The organism is Sodalis glossinidius str. 'morsitans' (genome assembly GCF_000010085.1).
In the GTDB taxonomy this organism is placed as follows: Bacteria; Pseudomonadota; Gammaproteobacteria; order Enterobacterales; family Enterobacteriaceae; genus Sodalis; species Sodalis glossinidius.
In genome coordinates, this window is the sequence record NC_007712.1 from 74,751 (window position 1) to 90,906 (window position 16,156).

A 16,156-nucleotide genomic window follows, 5' to 3' on the forward strand; every position below is an offset into this window, starting at 1 on the left:
CATAGTAATCGGATAATTTTAAAGCTTTGGATTTCGGCGCCGATATCAGTTAGGCCAGCAGTAATGCTAATGCTTTTAATGTCAAAACCTTATCCACAGCTACAATAAAGTAAAGGAAACTGCTATGTCCCAGGTCATTAACACTAATATTCTTTCCATCACCGCGCAAAATAATCTTAATAAGTCGCAGAACTCGTTGAGCACCGCTATTCAGCGGCTGTCGTCCGGGCTGCGTATTAACAGCGCCAAGGATGATGCCGCCGGTCAGGCCATCAGCAACCGTTTTACATCGCTGATTAACGGCTTAACCCAAGCATCGCGTAACGCCAATGACGGTATCGCCGTGGCGCAGACAGCGGAAGGCGCCATCAACGAGATTAATGAAAACCTGCAGGCGATTCGCCGCCTGACGGTGCAGGTAAAATCCACCGCGTCGATCTCCGACGCCGATAAAAAATCCATCCAGGATGAGATCGGCAAGCGTTTGGAGGAAATTGACCGTATCGCCGAACAAACGGAATTCAACGGTATAAGAATATTAAGTGAAGATCAGAAACTGGCTATTCAGGTCGGTGCCAATGATGGTCAGATCATTGATATTGATCTGTTTAATATGGGCATTGAAAAACTGGGTATGGAGGGTTTCAACGTCGATGATGGCGTTAGCGTTCCCGGAAAGCTAGGCAGTGAAATTAAGACATTTACAGGGGAAGTGGCACCCAGTTTGAAAGGAGAAACAGAGGAGGTAAACAAAACCGATAAAAAAATCTATTTCCAAGACGGAATTTATTATACCAAGAGTGCAACCAAGGATGAATATTACAAAGTAGAACGTAAAGGTCAAACCTCACAATTTGAAATCACCAAGGCGGAAAATGGTATAGAATTAACAAGCCCAGATACAGTGGAGAAAATTGAAGCCACCGATCCTGTAACAGGTTTAGCAAAGGGCGAAAGTCTTTATAATTATACCGATGAAAAAGGGGCGACAACCTATGCAATTAAAGGGCAGGATGCAAGTGGTAAAGACGTTTATTACGCGGCGAAATATGATGCTTTAACCGGCAAAGCAACTAAAGAAGGTGTGATTTCTACGGGCAAAGATGCCACGGAGGACCCCCTGAAAACCATAGACAAAGCTATTGCCATCGTCGATGGCGCCCGTGGCGCCTTGGGTGCGACCCAGAACCGCCTGGGTTCGGTCATCAACAGCCTGAGCACCACCGTGGCCAACCTGAGCCAGTCGCGCTCTAATATCGAGGATGCGGACTTCGCCACCGAAGTCTCCAACATGAACCGCGCCAACATCCTGCAGCAGGCGGGCACCGCGGTATTGGCGCAGGCCAATGCGGTACCTCAGGGTATCCTGAAACTGCTAAGCTAATTATCGCATCCTCTGTTTATGCCAACCCCGGCTTACCGGGGTTTTTTACGTTTATTCACGACAAATAACCGCATTTTCACCCTATTTTGCCGCCATTATCCGCCGTCGCGCGTCTGATAATGACATTTCACCGACCGGCCCGCGCGAGGACATTGTGGACGTCATATACAATCATCAGGGAAGGCTAGCCGACGATCGCGGCCTGTGGCAACAGTACGCGCCCATCATCCGCCACGAGGCGCTGCGATTGCAGGTCCGCCTGCCGGCGAGCGTAGAGCTTGAGGATCTCATTCAGGCGGGGATGATAGGTTTGCTGGCGGCCATCGATAGCTTCGATGCCGCGCAGGGCGCCAGCTTCACCACTTACGCCCGCTCGCGCATCCGCTGGGGCATGCTGGACGAATTGCGCGAACGGGACTGGGTGCCGCGCAGCGTGCGGCGCAATGCGCGTGAAATCGCGGCGGCCATCCAGCGGCTGGAGCAGCGGCTGGGCGCCAACACCAGCGAGCAGCAAATTGCCGACGAACTTGGCGTGTCTTTGACGGCATACCAGACCATGTTGCATGAAACCAACTGCAGTCAGTTGTTCTCGCTGGATGAACTCATGGCGCAGGAAGCACAGGGCACCGGTCCGGCGCTTCCTGCCGACGCGGGTCAAGATCCCTTTCAGCTGTTGATGGCCGGCGGGCTTCGCAAGCAAGTAAAAGACGAAATAGGCCGTCTACCTGAACGCGAACAGCTGTTGCTTAACCTTTATTACCATCAAGAGCTGAACCTTAAGGAAATTGGTGAAGTCTTGGGCGTGGGCGAATCAAGGGTGAGCCAGTTACACAGCCTGGCGATAAAACGGCTGCGCGCGCGGCTACAGGGTAGCACCTGACTAGGTTTAATCTGATAAAGGACCGCGGCGGGGCGCATCACTATTTTTTACATGACATATAAGCGTTAATTGTGCGTTGAAACGGTTATCCGCCCTTAGCACTGGCAGCATTTTACCCTACTCAACGGGCGAAATCGCCACATTACCGTTCATATATTCACCATTCGGAAAGAAAGTTTTTTAGAATTTTAGCAGTAGAACCCACCATTAAAATCTTGTTACACAGTGTAAATATGCACTGTAGTGTGATATCGCTTGTCGTTCATGCTTAATTTATGCCGCTGAACCTCACTTTTATGTTCGTTTGCCGCCTCACGAAAAACATGTAAATCCCCACGGGTTATATTGACGTCTTGGCAAACTGTTGCCAAATTGGGAGCCTCGGAAGTCAGGGAGGCAAAGGATTGTTTGAATGTTTTTGCGCATTCAACCCGCCGGTCAATGCTTTTCCAACGGCAATCCGGTTTGTCTCCTCCCATTTCCTACTAATGCCGCAGGGCATACTGCACAGACCGCAGTCCCATAAAAAAACAGCGTCTGGCCGTGCAACACACAACATCACATATTGGAGCAGAATAATGACAATTTCCTTGACGAAATCAGGGATTCTCAAAGTCGGTATCAGCCTGGCGGCGTTAGCCGTGGCGGCCAGTGTGCAAGCGAAAACTTTGGTGTATTGTTCCGAGGGGTCGCCGGAAGGGTTTAACCCGCAGCTGTTTACCTCCGGGACGACCTTCGACGCCAGTTCGGTGCCTATTTATAATCGTCTGGTTGAGTTCAAGCTCGGCACGACGGAAGTGACGCCAAGCCTGGCGGAAAAATGGGATGTGAGCGACGATGGTAAGGTTTATACCTTCCATTTACGCCACGGTGTAAAATGGCAAGACAGCAAAGATTTCAAACCTAGCCGTGATTTTAACGCCGATGATGTCATTTTCTCCTTCACCCGCCAAAAAGACGCTAATGCGCCTTACCACAAAGTCTCCGGCGGCCGCTACGAGTACTTTAACGGCATGGGTATGGGTGATCTGATCGCCAATATTGAAAAAGTCGACGCCTACACCGTCCGCTTCACCCTGATCCGCCAGGAAGCGCCGTTCGTCGCCGATCTGGCCATGGATTTCGCCTCCATTCTGTCGGCGGAATATGCCGATAAGATGATGAAAGCCGGCACGCCGGAGAAGCTGGATTTGAACCCGATCGGCACGGGTCCGTTCCAATTGCTGCAGTATCAGAAAGATTCACGCATTTTGTATAAATCCTTCCCCGGCTATTGGGGGACCAAGCCAAAAATCGATCGTCTTGTGTTCTCCATCACTCCCGACGCCTCCGTGCGCTATGCCAAGATGCAGAAAAACGAATGCCAGGTGATGCCGTATCCCAATCCGGCTGATATTGCCCGCATGAAGCAGGACAGCACCATCAATTTGATGGAACAGCCCGGGTTGAACGTGGGCTATCTGGCCTATAACGTCGAGAAGAAACCGCTGGATAACGTTAAAGTACGTCAGGCGTTGACCTTGGCGGTGAATAAAAAAGCCATCATCGACGCCGTTTATCAGGGTGCCGGTCAGGCTGCAAAAAATTTGATCCCACCGACGATGTGGAGCTACAACGACGCGGTGCAGTATTATCCTTACGATCCCGCCAAGGCGAAAGAACTGCTGAAAGAAGTGGGTATGGCGGACGGCTTCTCCATCGATTTGTGGGCGATGCCGGTACAGCGCCCCTATAACCCCAACGCGCGTCGCATGGCCGAACTGATCCAGGCCGACTGGGCGAAGATTGGCGTGAAGGCCAATATCGTGACCTATGAATGGGGCGAATACCTCAAACGCGCCAAGGCCGGCGAACACCAAACCGTGATGATGGGCTGGAACGGCGACAATGGGGATCCGGACAACTTCTTCGCAACGCTGTTCAGCTGCGACGCGGCGAAACAAGGCTCCAACTACTCTAAATGGTGCTCCAAGCCGTTTGAAGATTTGATTCAGCCGGCGCGCAGCGAGTCCGATCACGCCAAGCGTATCGATCTGTACAAACAGGCCCAGGTGGTGATGCACGACGAAGCGCCGGCGCTGATTATCGCTCACTCGACGGTGTATGAGCCGGTGCGTAAAGAGGTGAAGGGCTATGTGGTTGACCCGCTCGGCAAACACCATTTCGATAACGTTTCTTTAGACTGATGATCTACTAACCCCCCTTTATCTCTGCAGGGAGCTTCCGCCAGCCCGGCGGAAGCGGGAGTATTCCCCGGTGCCGCACCGGGGAACGGCCACGCGCCAGCGAGGCCATGGGGGGAAATCCTGAAGACATGAGCGTTAATCACCCGGACGTTATCCACTGCGTCCGGGGCAATTTTTTACAGATACAGAGATTACGGAATATGTTGCAGTTCATACTCCGACGTTTGGGTCTGGTGATCCCGACGTTTATTGGCATTACCCTGCTGACCTTCGCCTTCGTGCATCTGATCCCGGGGGATCCGGTGCTGATCATGGCCGGAGAGCGCGGTATTTCCCCGGAGCGTCACGCGGAGCTGATGGAGCAGATGGGGCTGGATAAGCCGCTGTTTCAGCAATACTTTCACTATATCGCCGGGGTGTTGCAGGGCGATCTGGGCACCTCGCTGAAAAGCCGTCTTCCGGTGTGGCAGGAATTTGTCCCGCGTTTCCAGGCGACGCTGGAACTGGGCGTTTGCGCCATGATTTTCGCGGTGCTGGTGGGCATCCCCGTAGGGGTGCTGGCGGCGGTGAAGCGCGGCTCGATTTTCGACCATACCGCGGTGGGCATCTCGTTAACCGGCTACTCCATGCCTATTTTCTGGTGGGGCATGATGCTTATCATGCTGGTTTCGGTGCATTTGAATCTCACACCGGTGTCCGGTCGGGTGGGGGATACCGTGTTTCTCGACGATAGCCAGCCCCTGACAGGTTTTATGCTGATTGACACCCTAATTTGGGGTGAGCCGGGCGATTTCAAAGATGCGGTCATGCATATCATCCTGCCGGCTATCGTGCTGGGCACCATTCCGCTGGCGGTCATCGTGCGTATGACCCGCTCGGCCATGCTGGAGGTACTGAGCGAAGATTATATCCGTACTGCGCGCGCCAAAGGGCTGAGCCGCCTGCGGGTGATTGTCGTCCATGCGCTGCGTAACGCGCTGCTGTCGGTTGTGACGGTTATCGGCCTGCAGGTCGGGACGCTGCTGGCGGGCGCCATCCTGACCGAAACCATCTTTTCCTGGCCGGGCATTGGCCGCTGGCTGATTGAGGCCCTACAGCGCCGCGATTATCCGGTGGTCCAGGGTGGCGTATTGCTGGTGGCGACGTTGATCATCCTGGTCAACCTGCTGGTCGACCTTCTGTACGGAGTCGTAAATCCGCGTATCCGGCATAAGAAATAGAGGAACGGAAAATGACGCAAGTAACTGAACCGGTGACGCTGACCGGTGCGCCGAAACCGATGACTTCGCTCCAGGAGTTTTGGCACTATTTTAAACGCAACAAGGGCGCGGTCATTGGACTGGCCTATATTTTGCTGATGTTCATCGTGGCCGCCGGCGCCGGCATACTGGCGCCTCATGGTCCGGCGGAACAGTTCCGCGACGCGCTGCTGCGGCCCCCGGTCTGGATGGAGGGCGGCAGCTGGCAGTTTATGCTCGGGACCGACGATGTCGGTCGCGATATTCTCAGCCGCCTGATGTACGGCGCCCGTCTGTCGCTGCTGGTGGGGTGTCTGGTAGTCGCTCTGTCGCTGCTGCTGGGGGTGATCTTTGGCCTGCTGGCCGGCTACCTTGGCGGTATGGTGGATATTATCATCATGCGCGTCGTGGATATCATGCTGGCGTTGCCTAGCCTGCTGCTGGCCCTGGTGCTGGTGGCAATCTTCGGTCCGTCCATCGTTAACGCCTCGCTGGCGCTCACCTTTGTCGCTCTGCCGCACTATGTGCGTCTGACCCGAGCCTCGGTGCTGGGGGAAGTCAACCGCGATTACACTATCGCTTCGCGGGTGGCCGGCGCCGGCACGCTGCGGCAGATGTTCGTTAATATTCTGCCCAACTGCCTGGCGCCCCTTATCGTGCAGGCCTCGCTGGGGTTCTCCAACGCCATTCTGGATATGGCGGCGCTCGGCTTCCTGGGTATGGGGGCACAGCCGCCCACACCGGAATGGGGCACGATGCTGGCGGATGTTTTGCAGTTCGCCCAGAGTGCCTGGTGGGTAGTGGCGTTCTCGGGTTTCGTCATTCTGCTCACCGTGTTGGCATTCAATTTAATGGGGGACGGCCTGCGTGACGCCCTCGACCCCAAACTCAAGCAGTAACGAGGATGCAATGGCGTTATTAACCATAGACAAACTTTCGGTCCATTTTGGCGATGAGGGCACCCCGTTCCGCGCCGTAGACCGAATCAGCTACCAGGCGGAACAAGGCCATGTACTGGGCATCGTCGGCGAATCCGGCTCCGGTAAATCGGTCAGTTCGCTGGCCGTCATGGGGTTAATTGACTATCCCGGCAAAGTCATGGCCGACAATCTGGCGTTCAACGGCCGCGATTTACAGAAAATCTCTGACAACGAGCGCCGCCAGCTGATCGGCGCCGATATGGCCATGATTTTCCAGGATCCGATGACCAGCTTGAACCCCTGCTACACCGTAGGGTTCCAAATTATGGAAGCCATAAAGGTGCACCAGGGCGGCAACCGCAGGACCCGGCGCCAGCGCGCCATCGATCTGCTGACGCTAGTAGGGATCCCCGATCCGGCCTCACGGTTGGATGTGTATCCGCATCAGTTGTCCGGTGGTATGAGCCAGCGCGTGATGATAGCCATGGCCATTGCCTGCCGGCCCAAACTGCTGATTGCCGATGAGCCTACCACCGCGCTGGATGTGACCATCCAGGCGCAGATAATCGAGCTGTTGCTCGACCTGCAGCAGCGCGAGAATATGGCGCTGGTGCTCATCACCCACGATTTGGCGCTGGTGGCGGAAGTGGCGCACCATATCATTGTGATGTATGCCGGCCAGGTGGTGGAAACCGGCAAGGCGACGGAAATTTTCCGCGCGCCGCGTCATCCCTACACCCAGGCGCTGCAGCGCGCCCTGCCGGAGTTTGCCGCCGATAAGGCGCGTCTGGCGTCGCTGCCGGGCACCGTACCGGGCAAATATGACCGTCCGTCAGGCTGTTTACTCAATCCGCGCTGTCCCTATGCCACCGACCATTGTCGCCAGTCGGAACCAGCGCTGCACACGCTGCCGGACCGCCAGTCCAAATGTCACTATCCGCTGGATGATGCCGGGAGGCCCACCCGATGAGCGAAATCGTTATCGATAACCGATCCACTTCGCTGCTGCATGCCGTGGATCTGAAAAAATATTATCCGGTGAAGAAAGGATTGTTCGCCGAAGAGAAGTTGGTTAAAGCGCTCGATGGCGTCTCGTTCACTATGGAGCGGGGTAAAACTCTGGCAGTGGTCGGCGAGTCGGGCTGCGGTAAATCGACCCTCGGGCGATTGCTGACCATGATCGAAACGCCGAGTGGCGGCGAGCTGTATTACCTCGGGCAGGATCTGCTCAAACCCGACCGTACCGCCGAGCATTTGCGCCGCCAGAAGATCCAGATAGTTTTTCAGAACCCCTATGGATCGCTGAATCCGCGCAAAAAGGTGGGACAGATTCTTGAGGAACCGCTTCAGATCAATACCGATCTAAGCCGGGCGGAGCGTCGGGAAAAAGCGCTGGCGATGATGGCCAAAGTGGGGTTGAAAACCGAACACTATGACCGTTATCCCCATATGTTTTCCGGCGGTCAGCGTCAGCGTATCGCCATTGCCCGTGGCCTGATGCTGGATCCGGATGTGGTCATCGCCGACGAACCGGTGTCTGCGCTGGATGTCTCGGTGCGGGCGCAGGTCTTGAATCTGATGATGGATTTGCAGCAGGAGATGGGGCTGTCGTATGTGTTCATCTCGCACGATCTGTCGGTGGTAGAGCATATCGCCGATGACGTGATTGTGATGTATTTGGGGCGCTGCGTCGAGAAGGGCAGCAAGGAGGCGATCTTTAACAATCCGCGTCATCCTTATACGCAGGCACTGTTGTCCGCAACTCCGCGGCTCAATCCCGATCTGCGCCGCGAGCGGATTAAGCTGACCGGCGAGCTGCCGAGCCCTCTGAACCCGCCGCCGGGGTGTGCATTCAACGCGCGCTGCCGGCGTCGTTTCGGCTCCTGCACCGTGCTACAGCCGCAGTTGAAAGGCTATGGCGAACAGCTGGTGGCATGCTTTGCCGTCGATCAGGATGAAGCGCAGCCAGCCCGTTAACCCTTGGCTCAGGGGATGGTATCCCCTGAGCCGCGTCCGTATTTCCCACTACCTCGCAGTTGCAGGCTGCCTCCCACCAAATTCCCTGCTTCAGTTACATGACTAAGCGTCGGTACCCGTCCTGGCCAGCAGGACCGGAATCATCCCGACGTGCAGCGATTAACCTGGCCGGGCTTCAAATGTTCTTATCGATAGTTGACCAGACGTGGGCTATGCGAGAGTGGCGGTGAGGATAAAAGCCTGTTCCCGAAAGGTGACCTTACTCCCCATTGCCGGCAGGTTGAGAGATTCTCCGCACGGTGTCACTTGGCAGAGACGTGCTGGCGATGTGATGCACATTGATTTGCACAAGAGACCCAGATTTTCCAGTCACGTTGATGAAGACATGCAATATCATCCCGATAACCGAGCCAGCACTCCCGCGCTGCCGAACAAGGTGTTGCCAGGCAACGCGGACAAGGGAACCAGAAGACAGGGAAACCGCCACCTCCTCCCCCGTGCTGAACGTAAACGGATGAGTCCGGCGCAAAAGTAAGAATACCCACCGGCAGCCATGATGTTGACATGCCGACCATACTTTAAATCGCATTCATAATTAACTGTAAAATGCATAATTATTCGATTAGTTGTACCCCTTTGCGTATAAAATCTAAGGGAATATGTTTATCAAGGCCCGTATGCCTACAGTATTCGATAAGCTGAATCAGACTGTGTACGCCGGCCTTCTTGTAGATATTCATGAGATGAAATTCAATGGTTTTATAGGAAATATAAAGTCTTTTGGCAATTTATTTGGCGCTAAGTCGTTACTGCGCCCAGAAGATGACTTCGAGCTCTCTTTTGGTGAAAAGGTCATTGTCGGTATCAATTTGAATCGATTCATATAATATAACAATTCCGGCACTTCTAGACGTCTTCCATAGTCCACAATACCGATGAGCTTGTTTTCATCATCATATAATGGTGCTCTTTCGCGGTAATGCGGGACCAGGCTACATGTTACCTTTGACATAGTGATGGATAGCTATTGATATTATTTTTTTATTTTCTTTGATAGCCTTTTGGTCACTTTCTATAAATTCAGGCCAAAGTTCTTGACAGATATCAGTTTGGACGTCTTTATCTGACTTTCCTTCGGCATTGAATCTTTTAGAAAAACGGAAGAAATCTGAAGCTGATTCGTTCACAAAGACATATCTTGCCTCATGGTCTTTTATCAGCCAATGATCTGAACTGTTTTTTATGAATAATATCAATGACTGTGGCGATTTCAAATATGCTTTGATACCATTTTCATGATTGTCCATTTGTTTATCTCCTAATATAACCAAAAGAGAAAAATAGCCATAACAATGTAAAAAGTGCAAGATAAGCAAGAATAATATATCAATAAAATCGCATAAAGTAATGAATGTATTGCCCTCAACTTGCAGGAAGGGTGCCGGTTGAGCAAGCGCGGGTACGCTTGTACAAGTTACAATTATACTTCGTTCCTTGTAAAATAAAAATGATATCAATCAAGGCGAGATGATTATATGGAGAAAAGCACCTGCGATGCATCTGCATTAAATAGGGTGAAAATAAGTAAACGAGATAGTTTGTGCAATGTCACCAGGGTTCGCGTGGGTGTGGCGCAATGCCGCAAAGCTTAGCGCGGTGGCCTTCGGGCGTCAGGCGGACCATAGCCCATTTGAAACGTGACCAAAGCCCATTCAGGCCGTCCTCTAGATCTCCCACCGTGGCGGCGGCCGGCTGTGGGAAGCGGCAGGCCTGCTGTGCTCCCGCCAGATTTAGAAACTGCCGCTGGCGGTAATAGTCCAGCGGCGTGGATACCGCAAATTATCCAGCTTCATTCGTTACCACCTAAAAGATATTTTAAGAACAACTGCGCCGAACCTTCGGAATAATCGCCAAAGGTGTCATAACTCAACTGCCCGCCGACGCTCATCTGCGGGTTGATTTTATAGACCCCTTTGGCATGTACGTTGTAACCGACACCGTGTTTGCTATTGCCGCTATAAGAGGCGTCATCGGCATAGCCATTGGTCACCAGGGATTCCATTTCCGCCTGCATGGCGGGATCGTTAGGATAATAATCGTTCTTATCCTGATTATAGGATTGATAGCCGACAGCGCCGCCGAGCGTCAGATTCCAGTCGTCAAAGGTTTGGATATAGTCCACCGGCAGCGACAGGCTGATATAGTTTTGCGGGCTGAAATACCCCCCCTGACCGTAGCTGTAATAGCTCAGGTTGCGGTCGAACACCATCCAGGTCAGATACACCGCTGCGCAGCTCGCGGCCGTCGGCGCGATAGGGGCGGAAATAGACCCCTGAGGACGCGTTCATGCCGGTGTTACTTTAACGTTATCGTCCAGATAGCTGTAGGCGCCCAGACCGGCATACAGGCCAATGTCGCCATCGTCATAGGCATATTGCATGCTGCCGCCGTTCGGTGCGGAAGGTCAATTGGCTGAAGTTTGACAGCCGGGGCGACCATTCGATGCCGCCCACCCATGAGGCCATATCGGTTCCCAGCGGCGTCGAACCTACGTCCACCTTATAATTATCGCTACTCAGCGCCAGATTGACCTCGGTCCCGGTCGCTTTCTGCACGCCGGAGGAATCGGCGACATAATCGCCGCTATTGATGGTGCTGGAGGTACCGTCCGATCCGGTCGTGGTGGTGGAGGTCGTCGCGCCGGTGCCGAAACGATTTTTGGCGGAACCGGAGGAACTGCCCGCATCGAGCGAAATGGGCGTGACCGTCAGGCTAAGCCGGGCGTTGTCGGCCGGCACGCCGGAAATTGTCAGCGGGGCTTTCACTTCGGTCAAATTGCTCAGGCCGTTTTCGCCGTCGCGGCTGCGTACCGCCACCTCTCCCTGCGCCCAGGAGGCGGTTTTCTCCTGAACTTGATTCATCAGCGCGTTAATTTGCGTCAACGTTCTGGTTTCCGGCGTTGCGACCGGCGCCGTCTGCCTGCTGCCAGGGCAGCACCATGCCGTAGCTGGAGCCGGTACGCGCGCCGGCCAGCGTTGCGCGGCTATCGGGATTATCGGCGCTTTGCAGTTCACCGACCAGCGGTACCGAGACATTGCCGGTGTCGGCCATGCCGATGATCCGACCCTTGGCGGATCGCAGCAGCGCCATGGCCTGATCATGATCCCCTTGCGCCACGTCACCCTCACCCAGCGCTGCATTGACCGCGCTTTCCCGCGCGACCGTGTTTTGCGGTTCGCGGGTCAGCCATAATTATAAACCTTTGCCACCTGGGCATTCATTTTACCGCTCTGATAAAGGCGTGCCATGGCCAGCATCAATTCGGTATTCTGCGGGTCGTTTTGCAGTGCGACGATCAACTTATTGTAAGCGGCGGCGTATTGTCCGCGTTCGCGCAGCGTGTCCTCCTGACTAATCACCACGCCCTGACGCAGGCGGCTTAGCGCCTGCGGCGTGCTGGAGGCGGCAATCGTGGGATTGTTCAATACCGTGGCGGCCTCGTCGGTCAACCCCGCCTGATTCAGCACGTCGATTTGCGCCACGTAATCGCCGATTGCGCCGTGAACTCCCAGGCGCAGATTGGCGCGCACCAGCGATACCGCGGTGGTGTTATCGCCTAATGTTTGTAGTCGCTGCGCCAGCCAGATTGCCGACATCGGCGTTTGCGCCAGCACGCGCAGCGTATTGAGCGCCGCGGTACGATTGCCCTGGGCGATATAGGTGTCGGCATCGGCCATCTGCTGTTGGAATCGCACTCGCGCGGCCAACTCGCGCATGGCGCGGTTGCGACGGCTGTCCGGGATCCAGGACAGCAATTGGGCCGCTGTAGCCATGCGTCAGGTTTCGCTGGCAAACAGCGCCGCGGCGTACAGGTTATCCGCCGGGGCGCCGCGCTGGGAAATCGCTGCCATCAACCCCTGCGTGCGGGCGCTATCTCCCTGCTGTTGCAGAATGCGCGCCATATCCAGCCGCACCCAGACGTTGCCGGGCTGTTTTTGTAGCGCCTGATTTAGCCGCTCCAACGCCTGCGGCGTGTTGCCCGCCTGCAGTGCCTGTTGTGCCTGCCTGTGCAGCGGATCGACGCTGTTGCCAGCCGATTCACGGTGGCGTTCGTCGGCGGGCAGGGTTTGCAGCAATGCCTGGGCGTCACGGGTCTTATTCGCTTGGCGCAGGGTGTAGTACAATCCCAATTTGGCGTCTTTATTCTGCGCATCGCGGCTCAAAATCGCCCGATAGGTCTGCTCCGCGCCATTGAAATCGTTTTGTCGGCGCTGCAAGTCGGCGCGAAATAGCGCTGCGGCCAGTCCCTTATCCCCCGCCTCCTGGGCCAGCGGCGCTCTGAGCGTCAACGCTTGGGCCGGATTGCCGGCGGCGGCCTTCGCCTGATTCAAGGCGCCGCCCTGTTTGGTGGTGAGCACTGCTTCGAAACGACTCCGGGCGGCGTCAGGATGGGCGGCTCGCTTCGTCATAGGTCAATATACGTCCCAGCGCCAGCCGCGCGGCGCGGTCGTTCGGCTGTGCCTGGAGCCGGCTGCGCAGACCGGCTATCGCCTGCGGACGGGCGGAGGGAAGCGCGGCCAACGTATCATAGTATTCCACTGCCAGACTGTCCGGCGGCGTGGCATCCTGGAATAGCGCACGATAGCTTGCCACGGCCTGCAGGGTCCTGCCGTCGGCCGCCAACCGGCGGGCATAGGCTAATTGCGCCGGGGATATGGCCTGTACGGCGTTAGCGTTGTCCAGGCTTTGCAGGAGGTTATCATGGGGGAAACCGTGGTCAAACGGGCGCGCCACTTTGCCGACTGCGCCTGATTACCGTTTTGCAGCGACTCCCGTGCCAGATCATCATGGCTTTTATCGTGCCAGTAGACGGCCTGCTGTAGCAGGGCGTTTATCGCCGGGCTGTTGTCGGCCGCGTATGAGGCGGCCGACAACAGCGACAGCCCCGTCATGCCCGTGGCGCACCAGGCGGCAAAGGTTGGTTTAGCGACCCGTTTCATAGCCGATACTCATAAGACCCACTCCGCAATGCCTCATTTAATGACCCTGTTTGTTATTGGCGCTGTGAGCCAGCCATTTGGCGGCGTGGCGGGCCAGCAGAAGGTAAATACCGTTGACGATCAGTAAGGAAAACAACAACCCGCACACCGCAAGCAGGATAATATGCTGATTGGTGTACCACAGCACTTGCATGTACCAGGGCATTTCACCGCGCGGGAAAAGCGCGCCGACGCTAAAGCTGCGCACGCCGTTCTCGTTATTAATGATCGCTACATCGCCGCGGATGCCGGCGTTGATTGCGGCCGATTGCAGATCCTGGTTAAGCCTGACCAACTGATCATCGTTGGTCGCAGTAACCAACACCACGACCCGCTTCGCGGTCCAGGGAGACTCGAAACTCAAAAAGCCGCGCTAGGCGTCGGTGGAGGTCAGGTAGCGATCCGCTTCCCGATCGTGGCTGAACAGATGACCGTTCAGATAGTTATTCAGACGATCCGTCAGTCGCCGCTCCCGCACCGACAGCAAGCCGTTGCGCAAGGCGAAGCGCGATTTGGCGGCTAACGGTTGCACAAACGCCGCCTGTTTCAGCGATGCTACCGCCAGAATATCTTTGCCCGCCAACTGTTCGTCCTCGCTGGCGCCGTTAGGCAGGCCGAACCGGACCGTTACCCGGTTCAACGTGATACCGGTCGCATTGCCGGCGCGGGCCGCCATCGCCATTAGCGTGGCGAGTTCCGCCGCCTGCGGTTTGGCCGGCAGGAGCATTACCGTCTGGGAAAAATCCGCTATGCGCGTAAAGGGAATGAGGCGCCCACGTAATAGGAAAGATTCGGCAGTAGCGCGAAATGATAGGTGCGGCTCAAATCAATAGATGAGTCCGGATCGATGCGGCTTTTTAGGGTGTTGCTGGTCAGCAGGCTACAGGGGGCATACGGCTTTGGCCACAGGGAGAAATAAAACTGCATCTGATTATCGCCATAGATCAGATAGGGTACCAACTTCAGGGTATAGTGTTCCTGACGGGAGTCGCCGCCCAGTTTGCGCCACAAACCCTCCAGTAGGCCGCGCTTGTTCACCGGCAGGCTGTAAAGGAAAGTGCCGTTGAGGGTAACATCCAGTTTGGAGTGATCCTCATCGATCCCGCTATCGGTGGGAAAGTGGTAGCCGACATTGACTGTAAAGTGGTCACCGTCCCACATAAACAGATCCGGCGCGGCGCGAAAACCAATGCGGATGCCGTCATGATACAGCCCGCTGGCGGTCAGCGACTGAATGTCCTGCGTCAGTTCCTGCAGGTAAACTGGGCGGCTGGTGTCTATCCAGCGCGGCGCATCATAGGGCTGGCGTTCAGGAATGGCCTGCTCTTGCACCTGAATCACATCCTGTTTGGCCGGCAGCGGCGCTGAAATGAGCTGCCAGGCGGCCTGGCGCAGTTCGACGCCATTGCGTCCCACTACCAGCAATAATTTATACACCGGATTTTGCGGATTATTGATAATCTGCAGCGTCGGCTCTGTGATCTGTGGCAGGGTAAGCGCGCCGATTTTGTCGCCCGGTTCGCTGAACAAGATGCCGTTTTGCGCCGGCAGCGCGTCGAGAAAGACGGAAAAAAATCAACGTTGCGGTTGCTGGCGTGCAGGCCGAAATAGGAGGCCGAAATAGGAGGCCAACATGCTGGCGGTTTCCACCGCATCCGGCTTTAACGTCCGTGAGAACAAGAAGGCCAGCGAAGATCCCTTCATCGACTGCGGATCGAAAAACGGCCGCGGGAAGTGCGACAGATCCCGGCCCGTGTCGAGGATCTGGCTGCTCAACTGCATATGGGTGTCGGGCAGAATGGTGACCCAATATTTATTGGTCAGATCTCGCTCGCAGGACAGCGTATTATCGTCGCTGACGCTGAGATTGTTTTTCCCCACCACCATCACCGATGGCACGTCGATCCGATAGATGTTGTTGCCGTCCGCCGTTTAATTTAACCGGATACTGCCCAGAGCCTGTCCGTTGAGCATTAAAAGCAGGCTGGTATCCCGCGCCGCCAGCGCCGGCGACACTTTCAACGCCAAAGAGAGACGGGCGTTGGTCACCACCTGGTTTTGCGCCAGGGTGAAGATAATGCCCGACTGTAACTGCCCGCCGCTGAGGGTCAGGCCGTTGGGCTGCCCCATTTCCGCGATGCTAATGGTCTCATAATCAATCAGGTTAAGCGGCGCCAGGCTCAGACCTGTGGGGGAAATGTCTGCCTCCGAAGCGACATCCAGCGTCGGCGGCGGGAAATAGAAAGGCAGCCCGGCGCCGTCATGAGCGCCGGCTTCCGTGCTGCCTGCATTATTTGCCGCGCCGCCGGCGTCAGCTTGGCTGCCGCGAGCGGAGGGGGGTAGGTAACCCGCGCTATTTGCCGTGTCGTCGGCATCAGCATGGCCGTCGTCATTACCGAGCGTCGGGGCTGGCAGCGGCGGCAGGCGGTAGAGCGGCGCGGCTTTGTCCTGGCCGGAAGTGCTTGCCTCTCCCTTTGCCGCATGGACGTCAGCCGACGTCGCCAAAAGAGAAACCATCATCCTGAAATGACA

Annotated in this window: 18 protein-coding genes and 1 pseudogene; 7 read left to right on the top strand and 12 right to left on the bottom strand. The window is 55.7% G+C overall.

Annotation, left to right across the window (positions count from 1 at the left end; translation table 11 throughout):
* The first annotated feature begins 124 nt into the window (after positions 1-124).
* The 7 genes from SGP1_RS00410 to dppF all read left to right on the top strand — a co-directional run bounded on the left by SGP1_RS00410 (position 125) and on the right by dppF (position 8,585).
* Positions 125-1,384 carry a FliC/FljB family flagellin gene (locus SGP1_RS00410; protein ID WP_011409923.1) on the top strand — a complete coding sequence of 420 codons (1,260 nt, stop codon included), beginning with the start codon at positions 125-127 and terminating at the stop codon, positions 1,382-1,384.
* A gap of 154 nt (positions 1,385-1,538) precedes the next feature.
* Positions 1,539-2,264 (top strand): RNA polymerase sigma factor FliA, encoded by a 726-nt coding sequence (locus SGP1_RS00415; RefSeq protein WP_011409924.1) that lies wholly within the window; start codon positions 1,539-1,541, stop codon positions 2,262-2,264.
* Positions 2,265-2,842: 578 nt separating this feature from the next.
* Positions 2,843-4,450 carry a dipeptide ABC transporter periplasmic-binding protein DppA gene (dppA, locus tag SGP1_RS00420; RefSeq protein ID WP_011409925.1) on the top strand — a complete coding sequence of 536 codons (1,608 nt, stop codon included), beginning with the start codon at positions 2,843-2,845 and terminating at the stop codon, positions 4,448-4,450.
* Positions 4,451-4,650: 200 nt separating this feature from the next.
* Complete coding sequence (dppB, locus tag SGP1_RS00425; protein ID WP_011409926.1) at positions 4,651-5,670, top strand: dipeptide ABC transporter permease DppB; 1,020 nt, start codon at positions 4,651-4,653, stop codon at positions 5,668-5,670.
* Between the two features lie 11 nt (positions 5,671-5,681).
* Positions 5,682-6,587: a dipeptide ABC transporter permease DppC gene (dppC, locus tag SGP1_RS00430; protein ID WP_011409927.1), complete on the top strand. Its 906-nt coding sequence runs from the start codon at positions 5,682-5,684 to the stop codon at positions 6,585-6,587.
* Between the two features lie 10 nt (positions 6,588-6,597).
* Entirely contained in the window at positions 6,598-7,578 is a 981-nt protein-coding gene (dppD, locus tag SGP1_RS00435) for a dipeptide ABC transporter ATP-binding protein (RefSeq protein ID WP_011409928.1), read from the top strand.
* Complete coding sequence (dppF, locus tag SGP1_RS00440; protein WP_011409929.1) at positions 7,575-8,585, top strand: dipeptide ABC transporter ATP-binding subunit DppF; 1,011 nt, start codon at positions 7,575-7,577, stop codon at positions 8,583-8,585. Before dppD ends, dppF begins: the two co-directional genes overlap by 4 nt.
* Positions 8,586-9,199: 614 nt before the next feature.
* Here dppF and SGP1_RS35930 read toward each other — a convergent pair.
* The 12 genes and pseudogenes from SGP1_RS35930 to SGP1_RS32260 form a co-directional block, all read right to left on the bottom strand.
* Entirely contained in the window at positions 9,200-9,325 is a 126-nt protein-coding gene (locus tag SGP1_RS35930; protein WP_083764618.1) for a hypothetical protein, read from the bottom strand.
* A 252-nt stretch (positions 9,326-9,577) separates the two neighbouring features.
* Complete coding sequence (locus SGP1_RS00450) at positions 9,578-9,892, bottom strand: PAS domain-containing protein (protein ID WP_011409930.1); 315 nt, start codon at positions 9,890-9,892, stop codon at positions 9,578-9,580.
* Between the two features lie 301 nt (positions 9,893-10,193).
* Entirely contained in the window at positions 10,194-10,406 is a 213-nt protein-coding gene (gene bcsD / locus SGP1_RS35935) for a cellulose biosynthesis protein BcsD (protein ID WP_424141185.1), read from the bottom strand.
* 28 nt (positions 10,407-10,434) lie between these two features.
* On the bottom strand, positions 10,435-10,869 hold the full coding sequence (locus tag SGP1_RS35425; protein ID WP_050747274.1) for a cellulose synthase subunit BcsC-related outer membrane protein: 435 nt from the start codon (positions 10,867-10,869) through the stop codon (positions 10,435-10,437).
* A 139-nt stretch (positions 10,870-11,008) separates the two neighbouring features.
* Positions 11,009-11,527, bottom strand: a complete 519-nt coding sequence (locus tag SGP1_RS35430; protein ID WP_050747275.1) for a cellulose synthase subunit BcsC-related outer membrane protein — start codon at positions 11,525-11,527, stop codon at positions 11,009-11,011.
* Positions 11,514-11,762, bottom strand: a complete 249-nt coding sequence (locus tag SGP1_RS35435) for a hypothetical protein (RefSeq protein WP_050747276.1) — start codon at positions 11,760-11,762, stop codon at positions 11,514-11,516. The genes SGP1_RS35430 and SGP1_RS35435 overlap by 14 nt, the downstream gene beginning before the upstream one ends.
* Positions 11,763-11,827: 65 nt before the next feature.
* Positions 11,828-12,418 (bottom strand): hypothetical protein, encoded by a 591-nt coding sequence (locus SGP1_RS35440; RefSeq protein ID WP_050747277.1) that lies wholly within the window; start codon positions 12,416-12,418, stop codon positions 11,828-11,830.
* A gap of 3 nt (positions 12,419-12,421) precedes the next feature.
* Positions 12,422-13,003 (bottom strand): tetratricopeptide repeat protein, encoded by a 582-nt coding sequence (locus tag SGP1_RS35445; protein ID WP_050747278.1) that lies wholly within the window; start codon positions 13,001-13,003, stop codon positions 12,422-12,424.
* Between the two features lie 25 nt (positions 13,004-13,028).
* A complete protein-coding gene (locus tag SGP1_RS35450) occupies positions 13,029-13,238 on the bottom strand; it encodes a hypothetical protein (protein WP_341532830.1) in 210 nt (69 codons plus the stop codon).
* Positions 13,239-13,282: 44 nt separating this feature from the next.
* Entirely contained in the window at positions 13,283-13,585 is a 303-nt protein-coding gene (locus SGP1_RS35455) for a hypothetical protein (RefSeq protein WP_050747280.1), read from the bottom strand.
* 37 nt (positions 13,586-13,622) lie between these two features.
* The gene (locus SGP1_RS28825; protein WP_148203311.1) at positions 13,623-13,988 is read right to left on the bottom strand and encodes a hypothetical protein; all 366 of its coding nucleotides are present in this window, start codon (positions 13,986-13,988) and stop codon (positions 13,623-13,625) included.
* A 9-nt stretch (positions 13,989-13,997) separates the two neighbouring features.
* Positions 13,998-16,144: pseudogene (locus SGP1_RS32260) on the bottom strand (cellulose biosynthesis cyclic di-GMP-binding regulatory protein BcsB).
* Positions 16,145-16,156: the final 12 nt, after the last annotated feature.

Excerpts from the sequence above, each read along its gene's own strand:
- SGP1_RS00450 (WP_011409930.1), bottom strand. The coding sequence starts at position 9,892 with ATGGACAATCATGAAAATGGTATCAAAGCATATTTGAAATCGCCACAG.
- SGP1_RS35455 (WP_050747280.1), bottom strand. The coding sequence starts at position 13,585 with ATGAAACGGGTCGCTAAACCAACCTTTGCCGCCTGGTGCGCCACGGGC.
- dppC (WP_011409927.1), top strand. The coding sequence starts at position 5,682 with ATGACGCAAGTAACTGAACCGGTGACGCTGACCGGTGCGCCGAAACCG.
- SGP1_RS35930 (WP_083764618.1), bottom strand. The coding sequence starts at position 9,325 with ATGAATATCTACAAGAAGGCCGGCGTACACAGTCTGATTCAGCTTATC.
- SGP1_RS00410 (WP_011409923.1), top strand. The coding sequence starts at position 125 with ATGTCCCAGGTCATTAACACTAATATTCTTTCCATCACCGCGCAAAAT.
- SGP1_RS35440 (WP_050747277.1), bottom strand. The coding sequence starts at position 12,418 with ATGGCTACAGCGGCCCAATTGCTGTCCTGGATCCCGGACAGCCGTCGC.
- dppB (WP_011409926.1), top strand. The coding sequence starts at position 4,651 with ATGTTGCAGTTCATACTCCGACGTTTGGGTCTGGTGATCCCGACGTTT.
- dppF (WP_011409929.1), top strand. The coding sequence starts at position 7,575 with ATGAGCGAAATCGTTATCGATAACCGATCCACTTCGCTGCTGCATGCC.
- dppA (WP_011409925.1), top strand. The coding sequence starts at position 2,843 with ATGACAATTTCCTTGACGAAATCAGGGATTCTCAAAGTCGGTATCAGC.
- dppD (WP_011409928.1), top strand. The coding sequence starts at position 6,598 with ATGGCGTTATTAACCATAGACAAACTTTCGGTCCATTTTGGCGATGAG.